Here is a 21,667-nt window from a genome sequence, read left to right as displayed (position 1 = left end):
AGGATCACTGGATATCTGGTACCCCCCACGCGGCCACCGGGATCATCGCTGCCATGACCGAGAAGACTCAGGAGCGGGCGGCGTCCGCCGCCCGGCCCACGCCCCCCGCAGGTCCGGAGACCGTGCTCCCGACCCCCGACGCGGCCGCACGGACCCGCCGGAACAACCAGATGCTGGTGGTCCTGCTGGGTGCGGTCTTCATGGCCCTGCTCGACTCGACGATCGTCAACGTCGCCACCCCGACGATCCGGACCGACCTCGGCACCACGGGGTCCGCGCTCCAGCTGATCGTCTCCGGCTACACGATCGCGTACGCCACGCTGCTCGTCACCGGTGCCCGGCTCGGCGCCCGCAACGGCTTCCGGACGGTGTTCCTGGCCGGACTCGTCACCTTCACCGTGGCCTCGCTCGCCTGCGGCCTGGCGCCCGACGAGGGCACCCTGATCGGCGCCCGGGTGGTCCAGGGCGTCGGCGCGGCGATGATGATGCCGCAGATCTACAGCCTGATCCAGCTGAAGTTCGAGGGCGCCGCCCGGGCCCGGGCGCTGAGCCTGTACGCGGCCACCATCGGCCTCGGCGTCGTGGTCGGCCAGGTCGCCGGCGGACTGCTGGTCAGCGCCGACCTGTTCGGCACGGGCTGGCGCCCGGTGTTCCTGATCAACGTGCCGGTCGGGGTGGTCCTGGTGGCCGCCGGTCTGCGCGTGCTGCCGAAGGGCCGCCCCGAGAACCCCAAGGGCCTCGACATCCCCGGGCTGATCACGCTGACCGCCGCACTGCTGCTGCTGGTCATCCCGCTGGTGCTCGGCCACGAACAGCACTGGCCGGCCTGGATGGTGGTCTCGCTGGTCCTGTCCGTCCCCGTGTTCGTCGCCTTCGCGTTCGTCGAGCGCTCGGTCGCGCGCCGTGGCGGTGCGCCGCTGATCCCCGGCCGGGTCCTGAAGACGCCCGGCCTGCTGCCCGGGGCGAGCGCGATGTTCCTCGCGATGGCCGGCTACGCGGGCTTCCTGTTCTCCTTCTCCCAGCACATGCAGTCGGGGCTCGGCGAGTCCGCCACCCGCACCGGCCTGACCTTCGCGCCGCTCGCGCTCGGCGTCGCCACGGGCAGCCTCACCTGGCAGAAGGTCCCGGCCGCGTGGCACCGCCGGATGATCGTCATCGCGTGCACCGTCACGGCCGTCGGCCACTTCGGCATCGGCTTCGCCGTCCGCTCGGGCGGGCACGGCGGCGTCGCCCTACCGCTGCTGCAGCTCGTGGTCGGCCTCGGCATGGGCTACATCACGAGCCCGCTGCTGACCGTCTCGCTGGCCCGGGTCACCCCGGCCGACGCGTCGGACGCCAGTGGCGTGATGACCACGTCGGCGCAGATCGCCCAGGTGCTCGGCATCGCGACCTACGGCAGCGTGTTCCTGAGCACCGCCGACGGCCAGGGGGCGCACCCGTCGGCCCACGCCATGTTCGTCACCGCGATGCTCGTGGCCGCGGGCGCCCTGTTGAGCGCCGTCGCGTCGATGAAGCTGCCCCGCCCCCAGAAGGCCTGAATCCGGCGGTCCCCGGAGGTCGTTGCCGCGAGCACGGCCGTTCCGACCGGACCGCGGCGGATTCGCGCGAGACGCTCGGCCGGGAATTCCCGTCCGAGCGTTTCGCGTGCGCGGCGCGGCCCTCGCCCCTGACGGCACGGCCGGTTCTGCCGTTCCTTCCCAGCTCAGGGGCTTGATCGACCATCCGGCGCCAGCAGAAGGTCAGCAAGACGCCCGGGATTCGACAACCATGGCCACCATCAACCTCGTCCGCGGCAGGGGCAGCTTCTTCACGGAGTGTGAGCACTCCGAGAGCAGATGGGTACGACCCCGACGCCGAGGAGACCCCCAGGCCGCAGCATCGCTCCATGGTGAGCGGCGAGGCGCTGCACTCCGTGCCGACCGGGGCCGAGCGCTGTCCCGGGTGCACGCCGACGACGCGGCGCGGGCCGTCGCCGCCGCGATCGAGGGCGGCCGAGCCGGCGAGGCGTACAACATCGCCGACGACACGCCGCTCGGCTTCGGCGCCCACATCCGCGCGGTGGCCGACGCGTTCGGCACGCCGGAGCCCCCTGTTGGAGGGCCGCCGGCCGCTCGGGACGCCGGGTCGCCGGAACAGCCGCTGGTCGTGCCGGGACGCCGACCGCGTCACACGGTCGCGGCGGCCGCCCGCCGAAGGGCGGTCGTCGCGCCGTGGACGATCGGCTCGCCGTGTCCGAAGACCGCGGTCTCGACCTCCAGTTCGGCCAACTTCCGCAGCGATCGGACGGCCCTGGCGCGGTCGGTGTTGAAGACGCCCATCATGGTCCGGCCGCCATTGGCGACCGCGTCGCCGGTGAACAGCACCCTCGGGCCGGGGAGATGGAGCGCGATCGACCCGTCCGTGTGGCCGGGCACGGCGACCACGACAGCCCCGTCGCCGAAGTCCAGCACCTCGCCATCCTCCACCTCGCGGTCCACCCGGCAGGGTGGAGCCGGCGGCAGCGGCGGGAGCGCCGCCCTGATCGGTACCTCGAAGTCCTCCAGCACCGCCGGCGCTCCGGCCGCCCGCCCCCGGATCACCGGCGCCTCCAGCCGGTGCGCCACCACCTCGGCACCGTGCCGGGCGGCCAGGGCGGCGGCCGAGCCGGTGTGGTCCTCGTGCCCGTGCGTCAGCACGATCCGGAGGAGGTCGCCGTCCAACACCTGCTCGATCTCCCACGCGCAGTCGGCCGTCCCGGTGTCGATCAGGGTCAGCCCGTCGCCGTCCCGCCACAGATAGGCCGCACCCACGGCGAAGCGGAGCATCCGAAGCCTCGGCAGCACCTCGACAACATCCATGGTCCGAGTCTGAGCGTCCTGGGCCGCCGCCATGCTCCCCTTCGCTGACAGCCAACCCGGTGGCAGGACAGGACCGGACCCGCCCTCGCACAACCGATCCGGCGTTCCGGCGGGTCGGGCGGCGCGCCGAGGGCTACCCGGGCAGCGGCATCCGCAGGATCAGCCGGTCGCCGCCCGCGCCGAAGTAATCGGCCCGGTGGTCGACCTGGACGAAGCCGAGCGACTCGTACAGGCCGCGAGCGGCACGGTTGCCCGGGGCGACGGTGATCATCACCTCGCGGACACCATCGACGGTGAGACGGTCCAGGCCCTCGGCCATCAGCGAGCGCCCGTAGCCGAGCCCCCGCGCACCGGGGACGACGCCGAGGGCCAGCACCCAACTGCGCCGACCGTCCGGGGTGGTGGCGAACAGCGCGTACCCGCCGAGTTCGCCGCCGCGCTCCACGACCAGCAGCCGGTCGCGGTACAGCTCGTACAACTGACGGAGCACGAAGTGCGGGTAGGGCATGTCCGGGAAGAGCCGGTGGTCCATCCGGACCAGTTCCGGAAGTTCGTGCTCGGCCACGGGCCGCACGGTTCCACGGTCGGGACCGTCGGGTCCCCTGCTCAGGTGCACAGTCATCACCTCTCGTTGGTAGCCTCGTCGAACCATGCCCCCAGCCAACGGCGACCTACCCTGGAACGACTTCGACCCGGAGTCCTACGCGGCGTACAACTACCGGTCGCTGCGCGCCGACGACGGCCAGATCCTGGCCGCCGTCCGGGACCACTTCGGCGCCCTGGCCAGGGACCTGCCGTCCGGGGCGCTGCGCGGCGTCGACGTCGGCTCGGGAAGCAACCTCTACCCGGCGCTCGCCATGCTGCCATGGTGTTCCAGGATCTCCCTCCTCGAACGCGGCAAGCGCAACGTCGACTGGCTCCGGCGCGAGCTCGGGCGGTACTCGGAGAACTGGGACGAGTTCTGGCGGGTACTGGGCGAGGACCCCGCCTACCGAGCGGTGGCCGACCCGCGCCGGCGGCTCGCGCAGATCGCCCGGGTGGTCGACGGGAACCTGTTCTCCGACCTGCCGGAGCACAGCGCCGACATCGGCACGATGTTCTTCGTCGCCGAGTCGGTCTCCGCGCACCACGAGGAGTTCGCGGCGGCCGTCGACCGGTTCGCCGCGGCACTGCGGCCCGGCGCGCCGTTCGCGGTGGCGTTCATGGAGAACTCGCTCGGTTACGAGGTCGGCGACCTGCGGTTCCCGGCCTGCCGGATCACTGCCGAGGACGCCCTCGCCGCGCTCGCCGGACACGCCGCGAGTGATCTAGGAGTGATCCGGATAGAAACCCCTGAGACCGGACCGCTGCGGGACGGATACACCGGGATACTCCTGGCACTCGGACGAAAAGGGGCGGAGGGACAGAACATTGACATGCAGTCAGTTCGAGGTGATCCGCCGGACGCCCCTCCGCCCCGAACGCCGGGACCGCGACCGGCGCCGTAAGGCCGGGCCGTGACCGCCCGCGCCCGGGAGGGGACGGCCGAGCAGGCACTCCCGGAGCAGGGCCGCAGGCCGGGCGAGGCCGCGCCGCCGTTCGCCCATCTCTCGCTGGAACTGGGCCACTTCTACCCGAGCGACCTGCGCGCCGGGCCCGCGCGCCTGCGTGAGCGGTTCGACCGGGTCGCGCCGTGGGCCGAGGCGGCCCGCCGGGCGTGCGCGGCCCAGGTCGGCCCGGCGGCCAGGATCAGCACCTGCGTCCTGATCGACGACCACGCCGCCCGGCGCACCGCACCGAGCGAGGTGCTGCCCAAGCTGCTGGCGGTGGCCGCCGACGCCGGGCTCGACATCGACTACCTGGCCCGCGAGTCGGCCTGCGCCCGAGCGGGAGCGGTCCGCCCGGCCCGGCTGGTCGAGGCCCGGCTGGCGCCCTCCCTGGCGGCCGGCCCCGACAGCTCCCGTCCGGCGCCGAGCGTGAACGGCTGGCTGAGCAACGGCGAGCGCTCCCCGTCAGCCGGAGCGCCGGGCGGCGGACCGCTCTGGCGGCCCCCGCGGGAGAGCGGGAGGCACCGCCACTCGGTCTTCGTGGACATCGAGCTCTGGAGCGAGCGGAGCGGCGGCCGGGCCTGGTCGTGCTCCTTCCTGGCCGCGGTGTGGCAGCTCCTGCGGCTCGGCCTGCTGCGCGATCGGAGCCGGGCGGTCCTCGAAGCCGTTGCCGCCACCGGGGAGTTCCCGGACTCGTGGCGGGACCTGCCCCCGCTGATCCGGATCCGGCCCGAGGCCGAGCCGTTCACCGCGTACCGCACCTGCTCGGTGCTGCCCTCCGGGTTCCTGCCGGTCGAGCACGCCGTCAAGGTGGTGCTGGACCACTGGGCCCCGCCGCCGGAGGCCCTGGCACAGCTCGCCGCGCACGCCGCCCACGAGGGCCGCACGTTGCCCGCGGAGGTCGCCCACCGGGTCGACTACGTGTTCTACGGGCCGTCGTGACGGTGCCTCAGTCCCCGCGTCAGCCGCTGCCACTGCCGCTCCAGGCGTCGGGAGCTCGCTGCCGGCCCGGACCCGACCGACTCACACCTGGGGGGAACGAGTGACACAGGAAGCTTCGGCGCCACCGCTGGTGCGGATGCCTCCGATCGTCCGCAAGATCCTCGTCTCGCTGACGGGCGGCGGGATCGCCTACCTGCTCACCAACGCGACGGCGCAGCCGCAGAGCATCACGCTGATCCTGTCGTCGTTCGTCGGCGGCACGCTGCTGATGGTCCAGTTCCTGGTCGACTTCGAACGCCGCCTGCTGTCGGTGGAGGGAGCGCTGGTGAACGGCCTCGCGGGCGTCAGCGAGGCCTCCCGGCAGATGCGGCAGCTCCGATCGTCCCGGCTCGACGCCGCGACCGTGACCCGACTGCTGAACCAGACCGCGGAGGTCGGCCAGAACGGACCGGCCGTCATGTACGCCTTCCTGGAACAGGAGATCCGGCGGCTGGCCGAGCTCATCCGGGAACTCCCCGCCGGTGAGGCCGCCTACGACGGCGAGGACCGCGACTGGCTGCTCTCGCTCACCGCCGTCGCGGTGGGCAGCATCGACGCCACCAGTGCCGCCGCGGACTCCGAGTTCTGGGACTCCGAGCTCGGGCTGCGCTACCTCGCCCTGCAGGGCGAGGCCGTGCGCCGCGGTGTGACGGTGCGTCGGGTGTTCATCCTGGACAGCGAGGACCCGGCCGCCCTCCGCGAGGTCGAACAGGTCTGCCGCCAACAGGCCGAGGCGGGCATCGTGGTCCGGGTGATGCGGTCCAGCGGCCTGGCCGCGTCCTCCCGGGTCGATCCGATGTTCGACTTCATCGTGTTCGACCAGACCCTGAGCTACGAGGTCTCCTCGGCCCGCGCCCTCGACCAGGGCGGCCGCCTGGCCATCGCCAACACCCGCCTGGTGGTTCGTCCGGAGCGGGTCGAACGCCGCATCCGCCGCTTCGAGGAACTCTGGAACGCCGCGAGCCCGCCCGCCCGATGACCCCCACGGATCGACAGCTCTCAGCACCTACGACAAGGCGAGTTCAAGCGGAGTGGACGCCGTCACACGTGGCCGGACATGAGATTTGGCAGGCCCTCATTTCGAACCTCCAGAGCGGCCCGCACGACGCTGGGGTGCCCCTCATGCCGGGGCCTGAGGGGCACCCGGAGCGCACCGGCCAGCAAGCACCGGGCATAGTCCCGCGAACGGCGCCTTCGCAGGTCAGCGCGCCCGCCCGCGAGGTTTCAGGGGGATCGACGGGAGCTCTGGGGCCCGCAACCGGGCGCCGTCGTAGCCGTGGACCTCGCCGAAGCGGGAGGTGGTCATCCAGTCGGCCCTGGCCTGCGCGATGTCCTCGGTGGAGCGGCCGATGAAGTTCCACCACATGACGATCTTCTCGTCGAACGGCTCCCCGCCCAGCAGCAGGACGGCGGCGTCGGTGCGGGCGAGCAGCGGGAGTTCGGGGCGGCCGCAGCCGAGGTAGAGCATCGAGCCGGGTTCGATGCGGACGCCGTCGACGTCGACGCTGCCGGACATGGCGAGCACGGCGTACTCGAAATCCGGCACCAGCGGCAGCTCGAGGTCCGCGCCGGCGGCGAGCGCCAGGTCGGCGCCGACGAGCGGGGTGTAGGTGGTGCCGGGCGAGGTGGCCGTGTCCAGGGTTCCGAGGATGACGGTCGCGTTCAGGCCCGGGGCCGTCACGACCGGCAGATCGGGGTGGTGCTCGAACGCGGGGGCGGCGTGCCGGTGTGCGTCGGGGAGCGCGACCCAGAGCTGCGCGCCGTGCAGGTAAGGGGCGTGCGGGCGCGGGGACTCCTCGGAGTGCGAGATGGCCCGGCCGGACGTCATCAGGCCCAGCTCGTACGGGCGGACGGTCTGCAGGCTGCCGAGGCTGTCGCGGTGCAGCACCTCGCCCTGGTGGAGCCAGCTGACCGTCTGCAGGCCCATGTGCGGGTGGGGCGGCACCTGCATGCCGGGCTCGTCGGCGATGTCGTCGGGGCCGTAGTGGTCGACGAAGCACCAGGCGCCGACCATCCGGCGGCCCAGGTTGGGGAGCAGGCGCCGCACCACGGTGCTTTCGCCGAGGGGGACCCGGCGCCCGGTGAGGAGTTCCTTCACCGGGCCGCCGCTGGCCTCCCGGCCGCAGGGGGTCGGGGCGGGCTTGAGGTCGAGGTTGCTCATGTGCGGGTCCACCACCGTACGGAGAGGGGCGACGAGGGGCGTTCGTCAGTGATCGTCCCTCACCTCGCCGGGAACCCGCGGCCGCGACGCGGACTCAGCCGGACGTCGAACGTCGGGCTCAGTGCGCGCAGGCCCACCAGGCGTCGGTGGTGGCGGCGGTCGCCAGGTCGCGCAGCTTGCGGACGGCCTCGGCCGGGTCCTGCGCGCCGTAGACGGCCGAGCCGGCCACGAAGACGTCCGCGCCGGCCTCGGCGCAGCGCTCGATGGTGCTCGCGGAGACGCCGCCGTCGACCTGGAGCCACAGTTCGAGGCCGTGCTTGGCGATCAGCTCCCGGGTGCGGCGGATCTTCGGCAGCATGATGTCAAGGAAGGCCTGGCCGCCGAAGCCGGGCTCGACGGTCATGATCAGCAGCATGTCGAGCTCGGGCAGCAGGTCCTCGTAGGGCTCGATCGGGGTGGCGGGCTTGAGGGCCATCGAGGCGCGGGCGCCCTTGGCGCGGATCTCGCGGGCCAGCCGGACCGGCGCGGCGGCGGCCTCGGCGTGGAAGGTGACCGAGCCGGCGCCGGCCTCGACGTACTGCGGGGCCCAGCGGTCCGGATCCTCGATCATGAGGTGGCAGTCGAGCGGGATGTCGGTGGCACGGGTGAGCGACTCCACGACCGGGACGCCCAGGGTGAGGTTGGGTACGAAGTGGTTGTCCATGACGTCGACGTGCAGCCAGTCCGAGCCCCGGACGGCCTCGGCCTCCTCGCCGAGACGGGCGAAGTCCGCGGACAGGATGCTGGGGTTGATCTGCGCCATTACCAATACCTTCACACGAGGGCTCGGGCACCACCGTGAGCGGGCACCCCACCCCATCATCTCCCGCAGCGGGACCGGCCCGCGCACCGGTCGGGCGCCCGCGTGACCGTCATCACACCCGGGGCTGGGTTACCGCACCCGTCGCCGTGGTCATCAGCACTGGAGCGACCGCCGGTTCAGTCGCCCACCTCCGATTCCGAGGAAGGTCTCGCGATGGCCGATCTCGTCCACCCCGCCCGCTCTCTCTGGTGGCTCTTCGAGCCGGTGCACTCTCTCACCTACTTCTCGCCCGAAGGCCAGGCGGCCTTCGAGGCGGCCGGACTGCGGGGCGGGTGGCGCGGCTACTTCGCCAGCCGGTCGGCGCCGCTGGGCGCGGTGGACGCGCCGCCCGTGATCGCCGCGTTCTTCAGCTTCGCGCCGGCGGTCGTCGAGCGCGCGGTACCCGAGGTGTGGACGCACGCGAGCCCGGAGAAGGCGCTGGCCGCCCGGGCCGAGGGGTCGTCCGCGGCGCTGGCCCGGGTGCTGAAGCACGTCGACCCGGCCCAGGTCGAGCTGGCCGCCGACGCGCTGGAGCGGGCGGCGGCCCGGCTGGACTGCGCCGGGCGCGTCCTGGCCGCCGCGAACGCCGCGCTGCCCCGGCCGGCCGACCTCTACGGGCGGCTGTGGCAGGCCGCGACCGTGATGCGCGAGCACCGCGGGGACGGGCACGTGGCCGCGCTCGTCACGGCCGGCCTCGACGGCTGCGAGGCGCTCGTCGTCCGCTGCGCGCTGGACGTCCGGCGCGAGGACCTCCAGCCGCGGCGCGGGTGGACGGACGAGGAGTGGGAGGCCGCGTCGCGGCGGCTGGTCGAGCGGGGCTGGCTGACGGCGGGGGGCACGGTCACCGAGCTCGGCCGGATCCGGCACCAGTCCCTGGAGGCCGCGACCGACCTGGCCGCCGCCCGGGTCTGGGAGGACTACCCGCGCAGCGAGCTCGACCGGCTGGCGGCCGCGTTGAAGCCGATCTCGGCCCTGTGTCGCGGCGAACTGCCGGTCGACCTGCTGGGCCTGCCGAGCATCAGGCCGTAGCGCTCCCCGATTCGCCGGACCCTGCCCGCGGACCGGATTCGCCGGACACGCCGGACCCGCCCCGCGGACCGGATTCGCCGGGCGGGCCGAGGACGATCCCCCGCCCGGCGAAGAAGCGCCCGAAGTCCCGCCACGGCACGTGTGCGAAGGACTGCGACCCGCCCGGGAACCCGGACGGGTTGTGGATCACCAGCGCCGTGCTCGTGGCGCCCACCGCGAGCACCAGGTGCCCGCCCCGGCGCGTCGGGTCCGGCCCCTGCGGCTCGCGGATCGACGGGTGCACCGACAGCATCGGCAACCGCCCGCCGGCCACCTCCGCCGCGATCTCGCCGGGCGCCAACTCCCGTGCCTCGGCGGCCAGTCCCCACCGCTGTCGGACGTGGGCGGCGAACGGCGCGTGGATCAGCCCGCGCAGGCCGCCGCCCTCCCGGACGTACGCGCCCGCCGCCTCGCACTCCCGCGCGAGCACGAGCGCCGGGGGCGCGAGGCCCCACCAGAAGTCGAGCGCCATGCGCAGGCAGGCCACCCCGCACAGCCGCCACGACCACCACCCGTACTCCTCGGGCGTGGCCGCCCCGGACTGCCCCCACCGCGGATCGTCGGCGGCGTCCACCGCGCCGCCGACGATCTCCCGCACGAGCTCCGCCGACTCCCACTGCGCGTAGTACGGCACGTCGTGCACAACCGCGTCGTCACCCATCCCCCGACGCTCTCACGCACCGCCGCCCCACGCGACCCGCCACACACGGCCGGCCACACACAGCCCGTGCCCTACCAGGCGTAGTCCTCCGGGGCCGGGCGGTGGCCCGGGAAGAGGTCGTCGAGGCGGTCGAGGGTCTTGCGGTCGAGTTCGACGTCCAGGGCCCGGACCGCCGAGTCGAGGTGCTCCTGCGTCCGCGGGCCGATGATCGGGGCGGTGACGGCCGGGCGGCCAAGGAGCCAGGCGAGGGCGAGCTCCCCGGGGGCGACGCCGAGTTCGTCGGCGAGGTCCTCGTAGGCCTGGATGCGGTCGCGGTGGGTGGTGAGGAGCTCGTCGGCGTGCGCCTGCGCGGCCCGCACCCGGGTGCCCTCGCGCTCCTTGCGCAGCGCGCCGCCGAGCAGCCCGCTGCGCAGCGGGGACCACGGCAGGAGGCCGAGGCCGTAGTGCTGGAGGGCCGGCACGACCTCCAGTTCGACGGTGCGGTCGAGCAGGTTGTAGAGGGACTGCTCGCTGACCAGGCCGAGGAAATGGCGGCTGCGGGCGGCCTCCTGGGCCTGGGCGACGTGCCAGCCGGCGAAGTTGCTGGAGCCGACGTAGATGATCTTGCCCTGGGCGACCAGGACCTCCATCGCCTGCCAGATCTCCTCCCAGGGCGTGTCCCGGTCGATGTGGTGCATCTGGTAGAGGTCGATGTGGTCGGTGTTCAGGCGCCGCAGGCTCGCCTCGACGGCCCGCCGGACGGCGAGCGCGGAGAGCTTGCCCTCGTTGGGCCACTCCCCCATCGCGGCGTAGGCCTTGGTCGCGAGGACGGTCCGCTCGCGGCGCCCGCCGCCCTGGGCGAACCAGCGGCCGATGATCTCCTCGGTACGGCCCTTGAGGTTGCCCTCGCCGTCCCGGCCGTAGGCGTTGGCGGTGTCGAAGAAGTTGATGCCCCGGTCGTGGGCGACATCCATGATGCGGTGGGCGTCGGCCTCCTCGGTGTGCGGGCCGAAGTTCATGGTGCCCAGGCAGAGGCGGGAGACGGTCAGGCCGGTGCGGCCGAGGTGGGTGTACTCCATGGCCTCCACCTTCGACCGCACCGGCACGGGTGTCCAGCACCTTCACCGGACCGGCGGGTCAGCTCCCGTACGCCTGCACGCCCTCACCGCCCGTGGGTGGCGAACTTCCGTACGGCCAGCGGCATGCAGAGCACGAGCAGCACCGCGCTCCACAGCAGCGCGGCGAGCACCGCGTGCTGCATGGGCCAGGCCCCGCCGGGTGCGGAGGGGTTGCCGAACAGGCTCCGGCTCGCCTCGACCACCGCGCTGATCGGGTTCCAGTCCGCGACGATCCGCAGCCAGCCCGGCATGCCGCCGGTCGGCACGTACGCGTTGGTGATCATCGCCAACGGGAAGACGGCGACCGAGAGCTGACCGGCGGCCTCCTCCTCGCCGACGGCGAGGCCGAGGCACGTGCCCACCCACGTCATGACGAAGCGGAAGAGCAGCAGCAGCCCGAACGCCCCCGCCGCGTCCGCGAACCCGTGCCGGACGCGCCAGCCCGCGGCCAGCCCGACGGCCGCCAGCAGCGCGAGCACGACGATGCTGACCAGCAGGTCGGCGAGGGTCTGGCCGAGCAGGAGCCCGGTGCGCGAGACGGGCATCGAGCGCAGCCGGTCGGTGACCCCGCGCCCGACGTCGCGGGCGGCGCCGACCATGGTGGGCATGATGCCGTTGGTGGCGACCATGGCGAACAGACCGGGCATCAGGAACTCCCGGTAGTCGCCCCCGCCCGGCACCCGCATGGCACTGCCGAAGACGTACCCGAAGACCACCACCATGATCACCGGCACGCCCAGTGAGGCGGCCAGCAGGCCCGGCGAGTGGCGGTAGTTGAGCAGGACGCGGAGCATCGACGTCCCGGTGTCGGTGACCAGGCGGGACGGTCCGGCGGCGACCGGCGCCGCGTACGTGGCGGCCATCAGGCGGCACTCCTCAGGTCGGCGGTGCGGGTGGCGGTGAGCGCGAGGAACACGTCGTCCAGCGAGGGCGCCCGGACCGCGACGTCCTGCGCGACGACGCCCTGGGCGTCCAACTCCCTCACCAGTGACGGGAGCAGGACCTCGGCGCCCGGCGGTGTCACCACCGTGACCAGGCGCTCGGCGACGTCCACCTGCGCGTCGCCGCCGGATAGGCGGGACAACACGACTGCGGCATGGCCCAGTTGGGCCGCGTCGGCGAGGGTGACGGACACCCGACTGCCGATCTGCGCCTTGAGCCGGGCCGGCGGACCGGTGGCGATCGCGGCGCCGTGGTCGACGACGACGATGTCGTCGGCGAGCCGGTCGGCCTCCTCCAGGTACTGGGTGGTGAGCAGCACGGTGGTGCCGTCGTCGGCCGACTCCTTGACGGTGTCCCAGATCTCCTGGCGGCTGCGCGGGTCGAGCCCGGTGGTGGGTTCGTCGAGGAAGAGCACCGGCGGGCTGGTGACGAGGCTGGCGATCAGGTCGAGTCGCCGGCGCATGCCACCGGAGTACGTGCGGACGAGCCGGTCGCCGGCGTCGGCGAGGCCGAAGCGCTCGAGCAGTTCGTCGGCGCGGGCGCGCGCCCGGCGGCCGCCGAGGTGGTGCAGCCGGCCGAACAGGCGCAGGTTGTCGCGCCCGGTGATGCCCTCGTCGACGGCGGCGTGCTGCCCGGCCAGGCCGATGGCGCGGCGCACGGCCTCGCACTCGCGGGCGACGTCGTGACCGGCGACCCGGGCGGTGCCGCGGTCGGGGGCGACGAGGGTGGCGAGGACGCGGACGGCGGTGGTCTTGCCGGCGCCGTTGGGGCCGAGGAGGCCGCAGACGGTGCCGGCGGGGACGGTGAGGTCGAGGCCGCGCAGGGCCTCGGTGGCGCCGAAGCGTTTCGTCACGCCCGTCATCTCGATGGCGGGCCCACGGTGGTCGGAGCGGTCGGGCATGGCGGTCTCCACCCTTCTCTAGGTACAGCGTACGTAGAAGCGCGTGCGGACACATCGTACTACGTACGCCGTACGTATCTAAGATGGGTGAGCGAGGTGATCTTCCAGTGCCGTCCAGCAAGCGCCCCACCAGCCCGGAGGAACCCGGGCAGCAGACGACCGCGGCCGACAACGCGGCCGGGAACCCGGCTGACCACGGGACCGGACCCGCGACGCCGACGCCCCCCGACGCGCCCGAGCTGATCTGGCTGCGCCCCGAGCGCACCGGCCGCGGCCCCCGCCCGGCCCACAGCCGGGCGTCCATCGCCGCCGCCGCGATCGCCATCGCGGACGCCGAGGGCCTGGACGCCGTCTCGATGCGCCGCGTCGCCGCCGCCCTCGGCGCGGGCACGATGTCGCTCTACAACTACGTGCCGAAGAAGGAACACCTCCTCGACCTGATGCTCGATGCCACCGCCGGCGAGTACGAGCTCCCGCCCGCGCCCGGCGGCGACTGCCGGACGGACCTGATCGCCCTCGCCCGGCAGCAGCTCTCAATCTTCCGCCGCCACCCGTGGCTGCCCGGCCTCGTCCTGGCCCGCCCCGGCATCGGCCCCAACGCGCTGCGCTACACCGACCACTTCCTCGCCGTCACCGCCCCGACGGGCCTCGGCGGCGGCGCGCGGATGGAGGCGATGGCGCTGTTCAACGGCTTCGTCTGCCAGTTCGCCCAGTACGAGCGGACGGCGGCGGCCGGGGCCAAGTGGCAGGCGGAGCTGACGGGTTACCTGGCCCGGGCGGCGATGAGCGGCGAGTACCCACACCTGGCGCAGGCGTTCACCGCTCCCGGCCCACCCGCGGACCCGTCCACCGCCTTCGAGCGCTCGCTGGACCGGGTGATCACCGCCATCCTCGCGCCGCCCCCGTGACCCGCTCGCGCGTAATACGCTCGTGCGCGGCGCACGACTCCCGTACGGTGGGCCGGTCGATGATCTTGGCGCGACACCACCCCGGCGGCGCGGTCACGTGGCATCGTCGACGTGACACCGGGCGGGAACAGGCGGAGGACGGACAGCAGCATGCAGCAGTACGAGGGTTGGGCCGACGAGCGCTTCGGGCCCGTCGCGGACGAGTTCGCCCGCAACTTCGCCGAGTTCCCCGAGCTCGGCGCTGCCGTCACGGTCTACTCGGGCGGCCGCAAGGTCGTCGAGCTGTGGGGCGGCACCGCCGACGAGCGCACCGGCAGGGCGTGGACGCGGGACACGGTCGTCCCCGTCTTCTCGGTCGCCAAGGGCGCGGTGAGCATCGCCGCACACCTCCTCGCGCAGCGCGGCCGGCTCGACCTCGACGCCCCGGTCGCCCGCTACTGGCCGGAGTTCGCCCGGCACGGCAAGCAGGACGTCACCACCCGCATGATCCTCGGCCACCGGGCCGGCCTGCCCGCGCTCGACGCGGTGCTCCCGTTCGAGGAGATCGCCGCGTGGGAGCCGGTCGTGCGGGCGATCGAGGAGCAGCCGCCGCTGTGGGAGCCGGGCACCACGTACGAGTACCACGGCCACGTGCTCGGCTTCGCGGTCGGCGAGGTGATCCGCCGGATCACCGGCCTCACCCCGGGCGCCTTCCTGCGCGAGGAGATCGCCGGACCGCTCGGCGGCCTGCCGGTCTGGATCGGCCTCCCGGAGGAGCAACTCCCGCACCTGGCACGGCTGGTGGAGGCTGACGGCCGCCGCCCGATGCCCGGCCCCGAGCACCTGCTCACCCGGATCGTCACGATGAACGGCGCCCTCGTCTTCCCCGGCCTCGACGCGCCGCACGGCTGGAACGACCCGGCCCTGCACGCGATCGAGCTGCCGGGCGCGGGCGCCGTCGCCTCCGCGACCGGGCTCGCGGCCCTGTACGCGGCCGCCGTCACCGGCCTCGACGGCGGCGAGCGCCTGCTGTCGCACGACACCGTGACCGACGCGGTGCGCGAAGTCTCCTCCGGCGCGGGCTTCCTGGGCTTCGACATGGGCGCCCGCTGGGGATCCGGCGTCCTGCTGGACTCCCCCGCGTTCCGCCCGCTGTACGGCCCGCGGAGCTTCGGCAACGACGGTGCCGGCGGCCAGTTCGCCTTCGGGGACGACGAGTTCGGCATCGGCTTCGGCTACGTGGCGAACCGGATGATCGGCCACGGCGACGCCCGCGCCACCCGGCTGATCCAGGCGGTCCGCGGGTGCCTGGGGTGACGGAGTTCCTCGCCCGCCTCACCGAGCTGGCCGCCACCGGCGGCCTCGGCCCGCTGCGCTACGACGCCCCGCTGCCCGAACTCGCCGCCCGCTACGGCGATCCGTACGACTGCGGGCGGATCCACAAGGACACCCGCTGGCCGCACGCCTTCGGCTGGGGAGACGCGTGGACGGTGTTCTGCAGCTGCCGCCGGCTGCGCTCGCTCTCGCTACCGGCCTGGCACGGCGAGCTCGAACTCCCCTTGCACGAGGGCGGGTTGCGCACGGTCGACACGCACGTCACGCAATCCGCGCTGGTCGCCGCGCTCACCGGGGCCGGCTGCACGTGGGAGACGGTGACGTACGAGAACATCCCCGGCCAGCGCACCCTGGAGGTCGCGCCGGCCGAGGACGTCCGGGTCGCCTTCGTCCTCACCGACCAGGACGTCCACGACGAACTCCCGTCCGACGGCTGGCTGTTGAACAAGGTCGGCCTGTGGGGCTACGACCACCCCGACTGCCCCGAGCCCGACCGGGCCACGCCCGACGACGGCTGGGGCGCATAGGGCCCGACGACCGACCCGGACCGTTCCGCCCCCCGCGCGGAACGGTCCGGGGTTCCCCGCCGTGCGGCCTCAGCCGCCGAGCAGGAAGTCGTACACCGCCTGCCGCCCGATCTCGTTGGTCGCCCGGGTCTGGACCGAGTGCGACGCCCCGGGGACGACCACGACGCGCGGCGCGTGCGCCATCGCCGCCTCCCGGAACATCCAGGCCAGCGGCGTGGACAGGTCGCGGTCGCCGCCGAGCAGCAGCACCGGCACGTTGGGCAGCTTGTGGTGCTCCGACGGCGTCGCCGGCACCTCCTCCCGCGGCCAGTCCAGGCAGGTGAGCAGGGTGCCCGTCCCGGTCGCGGTGGCCGGGTCGAACGGCCAGGTCTCCGCGGGGCTCAGCTCGTCCCCCGCCTCGGCCAGCGCGGCCGCCCGCCCCTCGACCGGGGTGTCCGAGGTGCCCCACGGGAAGTGCCCGTCGGCGCACAGGGTGCTGGCGTGCAGGCCCTGGCTCAGGAACTCGGCGGGCGCCGCGTTGCCCTGGTGCGCGCCGTCGATGTAGCGCTGGAGCATGGCGGGCTGCCCGGCCGCGGCCTCGTGCAGCGCCTCCGGGACCCCGCGGTAGTCCGGGTCGACGAACTCGAAGCTGGTGATCGCGTCCAGCACGTCCGGCCCGTCGTGGTACCGGCGGACCGTCTCGGCGAGGTCGGCCGCCGGGTCGGTGGTGCAACCGGTGGCCGCGCACGCGGCGGTGAGCACCCGGGCGGTGGCCTTCAGCGGCACGGGGTCGAGCGGGTCGTAGCCCTGCTGCGGCACCACGGAGTCCAGCACCAGCCGGGCGACGTGCGCCGGGTGCGCCATCGCGTACCGCTCGGCGGTGAACGTGCCGTACGAGACGCCGTCCAGGGTCAGGCGCTGGTCGCCGAGGGCCCGGCGCAGCTGGTCGATGTCGGCGACGGTGTCCGCGGTGCTGTAGAACCGCCGGTCCGGGCCGAGCGCGGCCGCGCAGTCGGTGACGGCCTTCGGTGTGGGCGGGGCGAGGTCGGAGGCGCCCATCTGCTCCTGGAGCTCCGGGCACTGGAGGGCGTTGCCACCGGTGCCGCGCTGGTCGAACATCACCAGGCGGTAGTCCTTGAGGACGGGCGACAGCCGGCTCACGATCCGGTTCACCAGCGGGACGCCGGGCTGGCCGGGGCCGCCGGTGAGGAACAGCAGGTCGCCCCTGGGCGCGTCGGTGTTGCCGCCGACGGCGACCCGGAGGTCGAGGGTGCCCGGGGCGGCGCCGCCGTGGTCGAGCGGGACGGTGAGCGTGCCGCAGGTGAAGCCGGGGCTGCCCGCACAGGGCGCCTGCCCGGTGAGCCCGCCGCCCGCACCGCCTGCCGCGGCGACGGCCGGGGAGACCAGCGTCGTCCCGGCGACCACCGCGACGGCGCCCAGCAGGGCGGCGACGCGGCCGCGCGTTCTCGTCATGTTCGTTCGTCCTTCCCCGTGCCGGATGTCCTGGAAGAGCTTGTGCCGCGGGGGCACCGCGGCGCGACGATTCCTGCGAGGATTCGAGCAGATTCGAAACGTCGGCGCCCGGAAAGGGCCCGGACGACGGCGATTCGATCAGGGTCGGCGCGGCCCGGAACCGGCCGAACCGTCCGACGGGGGGAAGGACACCGATGATCACGCTCACCATCGACTCGACCGGCCTGGCCCGCTCGCGCTTCGTCGTCTCGCCGCTGCACGAGGCCGTCAACACCCTGATGTCCTGCGGCCTGACGTCCCGCACCGGCCCGTACGCCTGGGTCAGCCGCACCCGGCGGGTGCTGCGCCGGGAGGGGCTGGAGCTGCTCACCGGGCTGGCCCTGGACAAGGACGGCGGCTACCTGCCCGACTTCCTGTCCCCGCATCCGAGCGGCCCGGCGCCCGAGGTCGCGGAGCAGTTGGCGGCCGTCCGCGCCACACCGCCCGAACGCGTCCTCGGCGAGCTGCTGACCGTCCGGTACGGCCGTCCGGAGGCCGGCCTGACGGGCCGTCCGCTGCCGGAGGCCGTCGAGCGGGCGATCGACCGCGGCGCCAGGTACTTCGCGCACCGGGTCGCGGACGAGCTGGGCCGCTACTGGGAGCTCGCGATCGCGCCGTACTGGCCGGACGCCCGCGCCGTCATCGACGCCGAGATCGACCGGCGGGGCCGTTTCCTCGCCCGGTACGGCACCGGGGCCCTGATCAACTCCCTCGCCCCGCAGCTCTCCTGGGCGGAGGGCCGGATCGAGCTGGAGAGCCGGTTCACGGTGGCGCTGCCGGCCCGGATGGTGCTGCTGATGCCGACGCTGGTGACCCGCGAGATCCACGTCATCCTGGACCCGATCGACGGAGTCCACCGGGCCCCGACGCTGATGTACCCCGTCGCGGACCGCCGGGCGGCCCGCCTGGAGCCCAGCCCGGCGCTGGCCCAGCTGCTCGGCCCCACCCGGGCGGACCTGCTCAGCGCCCTGGTCGGCCCGGCCACGACGGCGGCGCTGGCGGACCGGCACTTCCTGAGCGCGGGCACGGTCTCCTACCACCTGGGCGTGCTGCACCGGTCGGGGCTGGTGAGCCGGGTGCGCAGCGGCCGGGAGGTGCTGTACCGGCGGACGCCGCGCGGCGAGGAACTGGCCTGCGCGCGCCCGTAGGGCCCGTCTCGGCTACAGGTGTGTCACATCAGCGCCCGCGGGAGCACCACCCGCACCCACTCCTCCGGCTGCGACAGGTGCGGAGCGTGACCGGCACCCTTGTAGAGGTGGCGCTCCGCCTTCGCCAGGGTGAGGTCGATCAGGTCCAGCACCTCGCCGAACATCGGCGCGCTGTCGTCGCTCTGCGTGAGCAGGGCCGGGTCTCCGTAGCGGGCCAGGCCGGTGAGGTCGAGGTCCAGGGCGTCCGGGTCGCGCAGCTCGTCCAGATAGGTGGGCGCGTTGCGGACGTACGTGTGCCGCACGGGCGCCGGCAGCTGCGCCCACGCGCCGGGGCCGAAGGCGAGGGTGTCGACGTACAGTTCGGCCGCCGCGGCCGACTCGGCCTGCTCCAGCAGTTCGCGGACGGCGGCGATCCGGTCCGCGAAGGCCGTCCCGATCGGGCGCAGGTCCGGGTCGGCGAGCAGGATGCCGGTGCCGGGCGGCTCGTGGACGGCGATGCCGCGCAGGAGGTCGGGGCGGGCGGCGGCCAGCCGCAGGGTGACCAGCGCGCCGTAGGAGTCGCCGGCGACGAACGCCGGGGCGAGTCCGAGGCCCTGCACCAGGCCGGCCAGGTCGGCGGCGTCCTCGTGCACCGATCCCTGGGTGAGCAGGTCCTCGCTGCGGCTGTGACCCCGGCGGTCGTAGGTGACGACGGTGGTCGACCCGGCCAGTCCGGGGACGACGTGCGCCCACGTGTCGCCGTCGCTCCAGGAGCCGTGCACCAGGACGACGCCCGGTCCCTCGCCGCTGGCCTCGTAGTGCAGCGAGACCCCGTTGACCCTGATCCCGGCCATCACGAGCCTCCCGGTTTCGGCGGTGCTCCCCCACCAGCCTGACACAACCGGCCTGCGGGGTCAGCTCAGCGTTCCGGGGCCGCCGCAGTCACCGAACGTGACGGCGCGCGGCGCGATCACGGCCGTCGCACTGCGTGACGACCGGCGGCCCGGAGGACGTCCGGCGCCGCCGTCGTCACCGTCCGCGCCATGCGCTAGCTTGATCGACTGTCAGTCGGCCGACTGACCACTCCCTGCACACGCGTATTCGGGGGAATACCTGCCATGCGTTCTCCGCGCATATCCGTCGCCGCCGGCGTCATCGTCCCGCTCGCCCTGCTCACCGCCGCCTGCGGGCCCAACGACGACAAGTCCGGTGGCACCACCGCCACCACCGCGGCCACGGCCGCCGCCACCGGGGGTGCGACCGGCGCCGCCACGGGCACCACCGGAGCCACCGGCACCACCGGCAGCAAGGCCCCGGCCGCCGGCAAGGCCCTGACGCAGGACCAGCTCGTCAAGGCCCTGCTCACCACCGCCGACCTCAAGGCCGACGCCCAGCGCTCGTCCCTCGGCGCGACCAGGCCCGACCACCGGCTCACCGCCGGGAAGCCCGCCTGCCAGCCGCTGCTCGACCTCGTCGACAACGGCAGCGCGGCCACCCCCGCGCCGTCCGCCACCGGCGTGTACTACGGGCCCAACGGTCGCGAGTTCACCTTCGTCCAGCTCACCCAGCTCGGCGCCGGCCAGGCCGCGAAGGCGCTGACCGCCGCGGACACCGCGCTCGCCGGGTGCGCGTCGTTCACCGCCACCGGCGCGGGCGGGGCCCCGGTGAAGGTCACCTTCGCCAAGGCCACCGCTGCGGCGGTCGGCGAGTCGACGCTCGCCCTCAACGCGACGTTCACCGCCGACGACTGCGCCACGGCGCTCTGCGAGGCGCGCGGCTACGTCATCACGCACACCGGGGACGTACTGACCCAGGTCTCGGACTCCGCGCTCGCCGACCCGGGCCTGCCGGAGCAGGCGCTGGTCAAGAAGCAGCTCGACAAGGTGCAGGCCGCCGCCAAGTGACGTCCGCGCCGCGTGCCGCGAAGGAAGTCGGCCGGTCCGACTTCCTTCGCGGCACGCCCGCTACTTCCGCCGCCCCGCCGTCTCCTGCCACCTGCGCCCGATCGACCGCAGGAGCCCCGGGTACACCACGACGTACCGGAACGGCTTGATGCCCAGCAGGTACGCGGCGCCGAGCAGGCCGTTGGGCTTCACCAGCACGGCCATCTGCCCGCGGTACCCGCCCGCGCCGTCCGGGACCCAGCCGAGGTGCAGCACCGCGTGGACCGTCCGGTTCGCCAGCTCGGCCGCCCACTCGTCGTGCAGCAGGTAGACGGAGCGGAACGGCAGCGCGTCCGAATCCGGCCCCCGCGGCGCTGCCAGCAGGTCCGCCGGCAGCCGGTCGCGGAGCGACGCCACCCGGCCGCCCACGCCGCCGTCGGCGTCGTCCAGGTGCAGCAGGCGCCCGAGCCGCCGGCGGACCGCGAAGAGCGTCCGGTAGGCGAACGAGGAGCCGGCCATCCCCGGCTCCTCGCCCTCGGTGAACTGGCCCACCAGGTGCGGGAGGTCGTCGGGCCCGCCCGGCGTGGGCAGCGCCCACACGTCCTCCACCCGGAAGTCCGGGGCGATCCCGTGGATCCGCCACGGGCGCGAGGTGTGCGCGGTGCTGGGGAGTCTCATGCGTCGGCCCCTTTGTCTATACGATGCCGTATACAAGCAGGCTAGACCCGTTTATACGGCAGCGTATAGACCGGCACCGCAGTGCGGCTCGCGGTCGTGCACGTCGTGCGAGTCGCGCAGGACGTGTGAGTCCTACAAGTCGTCGATCGGAGAAACCCGTGGCCAACTCCCGCACCCCGCGCGAGGCGTGGATCGTCGAAGGCCTCCGGGCGCTCGCCGGCGGCGGGCCCGACGCCGTGCGCGTCGAGGTCCTCGCACAGTCGATGGGCGTCACCAAGGGCGGCTTCTACGGCTACTTCCGCAACCGGGACGCCCTCCTCGCCGAGATGCTCGACACCTGGGAGCACGCCGTCGCCGGGAACGTGATCGAGGAGATCGAGCGCGGCGGCGGCGACGCGCGGGCGAAGCTCACCCGCCTCCACGCGCTGGCCTCCGCCCCCGGCGACCCGCTGACCGACATCTCCACCGAACTCGCCGTCCGCGACTGGGCCCGCCGCGAGCCGAGCGTCGCCGAGCGCCTCCGGCGCGTCGACAACCGGCGCATGGCCTACATGCGCACGCTGTACCGGGAGTTCTGCACCGACGAGGGCGAGGTCGAGATGCGCTGCCTGATCAGCCTCTCCACCCGCATCGGCAACCACTTCGTCGCCGCCGACGACGGCCCGCGCAGCCGCGAGGAGGTCGTCGCCCTGACCCGCGCGTGGCTCCTGAGCTGAGCGACGCC

22 protein-coding genes are annotated in these 21,667 nt (G+C 73.9%); 11 read left to right on the top strand and 11 right to left on the bottom strand.

What is annotated here, in order from left to right; genetic code table 11:
• Positions 1-53 precede the first annotated feature (53 nt).
• A complete protein-coding gene (locus PUR71_RS05425; protein ID WP_329925173.1) occupies positions 54-1,538 on the top strand; it encodes an MFS transporter in 1,485 nt (494 codons plus the stop codon).
• Positions 1,539-2,165: 627 nt separating this feature from the next.
• On the opposite strand, the gene PUR71_RS05420 is transcribed toward PUR71_RS05425, so the two are convergent.
• Together PUR71_RS05420 and PUR71_RS05415 are read right to left on the bottom strand one after the other, a co-directional pair.
• Positions 2,166-2,837 carry an MBL fold metallo-hydrolase gene (locus PUR71_RS05420; RefSeq protein ID WP_329925172.1) on the bottom strand — a complete coding sequence of 224 codons (672 nt, stop codon included), beginning with the start codon at positions 2,835-2,837 and terminating at the stop codon, positions 2,166-2,168.
• 133 nt (positions 2,838-2,970) lie between these two features.
• Positions 2,971-3,402 (bottom strand): GNAT family N-acetyltransferase, encoded by a 432-nt coding sequence (locus tag PUR71_RS05415; protein ID WP_329925171.1) that lies wholly within the window; start codon positions 3,400-3,402, stop codon positions 2,971-2,973.
• An 85-nt stretch (positions 3,403-3,487) separates the two neighbouring features.
• Between PUR71_RS05415 and PUR71_RS05410 the strand changes: the two genes are divergently transcribed.
• From PUR71_RS05410 to PUR71_RS05400, 3 genes are all read left to right on the top strand, one after another.
• On the top strand, positions 3,488-4,324 hold the full coding sequence (locus tag PUR71_RS05410; RefSeq protein WP_329925170.1) for an SCO2525 family SAM-dependent methyltransferase: 837 nt from the start codon (positions 3,488-3,490) through the stop codon (positions 4,322-4,324).
• 9 nt (positions 4,325-4,333) lie between these two features.
• Positions 4,334-5,305, top strand: a complete 972-nt coding sequence (locus tag PUR71_RS05405) for an SCO2522 family protein (RefSeq protein WP_329925169.1) — start codon at positions 4,334-4,336, stop codon at positions 5,303-5,305.
• Positions 5,306-5,441: 136 nt separating this feature from the next.
• On the top strand, positions 5,442-6,323 hold the full coding sequence (locus tag PUR71_RS05400; RefSeq protein WP_329925168.1) for a DUF6879 family protein: 882 nt from the start codon (positions 5,442-5,444) through the stop codon (positions 6,321-6,323).
• Between the two features lie 222 nt (positions 6,324-6,545).
• On the opposite strand, the gene PUR71_RS05395 is transcribed toward PUR71_RS05400, so the two are convergent.
• Both PUR71_RS05395 and rpe read right to left on the bottom strand, forming a co-directional pair.
• Positions 6,546-7,505 (bottom strand): pirin family protein, encoded by a 960-nt coding sequence (locus tag PUR71_RS05395; RefSeq protein ID WP_329925167.1) that lies wholly within the window; start codon positions 7,503-7,505, stop codon positions 6,546-6,548.
• Between the two features lie 118 nt (positions 7,506-7,623).
• Positions 7,624-8,307, bottom strand: a complete 684-nt coding sequence (rpe, locus tag PUR71_RS05390; protein ID WP_329925166.1) for a ribulose-phosphate 3-epimerase — start codon at positions 8,305-8,307, stop codon at positions 7,624-7,626.
• A gap of 213 nt (positions 8,308-8,520) precedes the next feature.
• Here rpe and PUR71_RS05385 point away from each other — a divergent pair, with 213 nt between their 5' ends.
• The gene (locus PUR71_RS05385) at positions 8,521-9,375 is read left to right on the top strand and encodes an SCO6745 family protein (RefSeq protein ID WP_329925165.1); all 855 of its coding nucleotides are present in this window, start codon (positions 8,521-8,523) and stop codon (positions 9,373-9,375) included.
• Here PUR71_RS05385 and PUR71_RS05380 read toward each other — a convergent pair.
• The 4 genes from PUR71_RS05380 to PUR71_RS05365 all read right to left on the bottom strand — a co-directional run bounded on the left by PUR71_RS05380 (position 9,365) and on the right by PUR71_RS05365 (position 13,015).
• Complete coding sequence (locus tag PUR71_RS05380) at positions 9,365-10,075, bottom strand: C39 family peptidase (protein WP_329925164.1); 711 nt, start codon at positions 10,073-10,075, stop codon at positions 9,365-9,367. The genes PUR71_RS05385 and PUR71_RS05380 overlap by 11 nt on opposite strands.
• A gap of 71 nt (positions 10,076-10,146) precedes the next feature.
• The gene (locus PUR71_RS05375; protein ID WP_329925163.1) at positions 10,147-11,133 is read right to left on the bottom strand and encodes an aldo/keto reductase; all 987 of its coding nucleotides are present in this window, start codon (positions 11,131-11,133) and stop codon (positions 10,147-10,149) included.
• A gap of 83 nt (positions 11,134-11,216) precedes the next feature.
• Entirely contained in the window at positions 11,217-12,035 is an 819-nt protein-coding gene (locus tag PUR71_RS05370; protein ID WP_329925162.1) for an ABC transporter permease, read from the bottom strand.
• Positions 12,035-13,015 (bottom strand): ATP-binding cassette domain-containing protein, encoded by a 981-nt coding sequence (locus PUR71_RS05365; protein ID WP_329925161.1) that lies wholly within the window; start codon positions 13,013-13,015, stop codon positions 12,035-12,037. Before PUR71_RS05365 ends, PUR71_RS05370 begins: the two co-directional genes overlap by 1 nt.
• Before the next feature lie 107 nt (positions 13,016-13,122).
• Here PUR71_RS05365 and PUR71_RS05360 point away from each other — a divergent pair, with 107 nt between their 5' ends.
• The 3 genes from PUR71_RS05360 (at position 13,123) to PUR71_RS05350 (ending at position 15,764) form a co-directional block, all read left to right on the top strand.
• Entirely contained in the window at positions 13,123-13,923 is an 801-nt protein-coding gene (locus PUR71_RS05360) for a TetR/AcrR family transcriptional regulator (protein ID WP_443077366.1), read from the top strand.
• Between the two features lie 150 nt (positions 13,924-14,073).
• Positions 14,074-15,219, top strand: coding sequence for a serine hydrolase domain-containing protein (locus tag PUR71_RS05355; RefSeq protein WP_329925160.1), 1,146 nt, complete (start codon positions 14,074-14,076; stop codon positions 15,217-15,219).
• A complete protein-coding gene (locus PUR71_RS05350) occupies positions 15,216-15,764 on the top strand; it encodes a hypothetical protein (RefSeq protein ID WP_329925159.1) in 549 nt (182 codons plus the stop codon). Before PUR71_RS05355 ends, PUR71_RS05350 begins: the two co-directional genes overlap by 4 nt.
• Before the next feature lie 69 nt (positions 15,765-15,833).
• On the opposite strand, the gene PUR71_RS05345 is transcribed toward PUR71_RS05350, so the two are convergent.
• Positions 15,834-17,216, bottom strand: coding sequence for an alpha/beta fold hydrolase (locus PUR71_RS05345; RefSeq protein WP_329925158.1), 1,383 nt, complete (start codon positions 17,214-17,216; stop codon positions 15,834-15,836).
• Between the two features lie 194 nt (positions 17,217-17,410).
• Between PUR71_RS05345 and PUR71_RS05340 the strand changes: the two genes are divergently transcribed.
• The gene (locus PUR71_RS05340) at positions 17,411-18,403 is read left to right on the top strand and encodes an ArsR/SmtB family transcription factor (RefSeq protein WP_329925157.1); all 993 of its coding nucleotides are present in this window, start codon (positions 17,411-17,413) and stop codon (positions 18,401-18,403) included.
• Positions 18,404-18,426: 23 nt separating this feature from the next.
• Here PUR71_RS05340 and PUR71_RS05335 read toward each other — a convergent pair whose 3' ends face one another.
• Positions 18,427-19,236, bottom strand: coding sequence for an alpha/beta fold hydrolase (locus PUR71_RS05335; RefSeq protein ID WP_329925156.1), 810 nt, complete (start codon positions 19,234-19,236; stop codon positions 18,427-18,429).
• A gap of 264 nt (positions 19,237-19,500) precedes the next feature.
• On the opposite strand from PUR71_RS05335, the gene PUR71_RS05330 reads away from it, so the two are divergent.
• Positions 19,501-20,286, top strand: a complete 786-nt coding sequence (locus PUR71_RS05330; protein ID WP_329925155.1) for a hypothetical protein — start codon at positions 19,501-19,503, stop codon at positions 20,284-20,286.
• A 60-nt stretch (positions 20,287-20,346) separates the two neighbouring features.
• Here the strand turns inward: PUR71_RS05330 and PUR71_RS05325 are convergent, their stop codons facing one another.
• The gene (locus PUR71_RS05325) at positions 20,347-20,943 is read right to left on the bottom strand and encodes a DUF2867 domain-containing protein (RefSeq protein ID WP_329925154.1); all 597 of its coding nucleotides are present in this window, start codon (positions 20,941-20,943) and stop codon (positions 20,347-20,349) included.
• A gap of 158 nt (positions 20,944-21,101) precedes the next feature.
• Between PUR71_RS05325 and PUR71_RS05320 the strand changes: the two genes are divergently transcribed.
• Positions 21,102-21,659, top strand: coding sequence for a TetR/AcrR family transcriptional regulator (locus tag PUR71_RS05320; RefSeq protein ID WP_329925153.1), 558 nt, complete (start codon positions 21,102-21,104; stop codon positions 21,657-21,659).
• Positions 21,660-21,667: the final 8 nt, after the last annotated feature.

Source organism: Streptomyces sp. SP17BM10 (assembly GCF_036322405.1).
Lineage (GTDB): Bacteria > Actinomycetota > Actinomycetes > Streptomycetales > Streptomycetaceae > Kitasatospora.
This window is presented reverse-complemented; position numbering and strand designations above follow the sequence as displayed.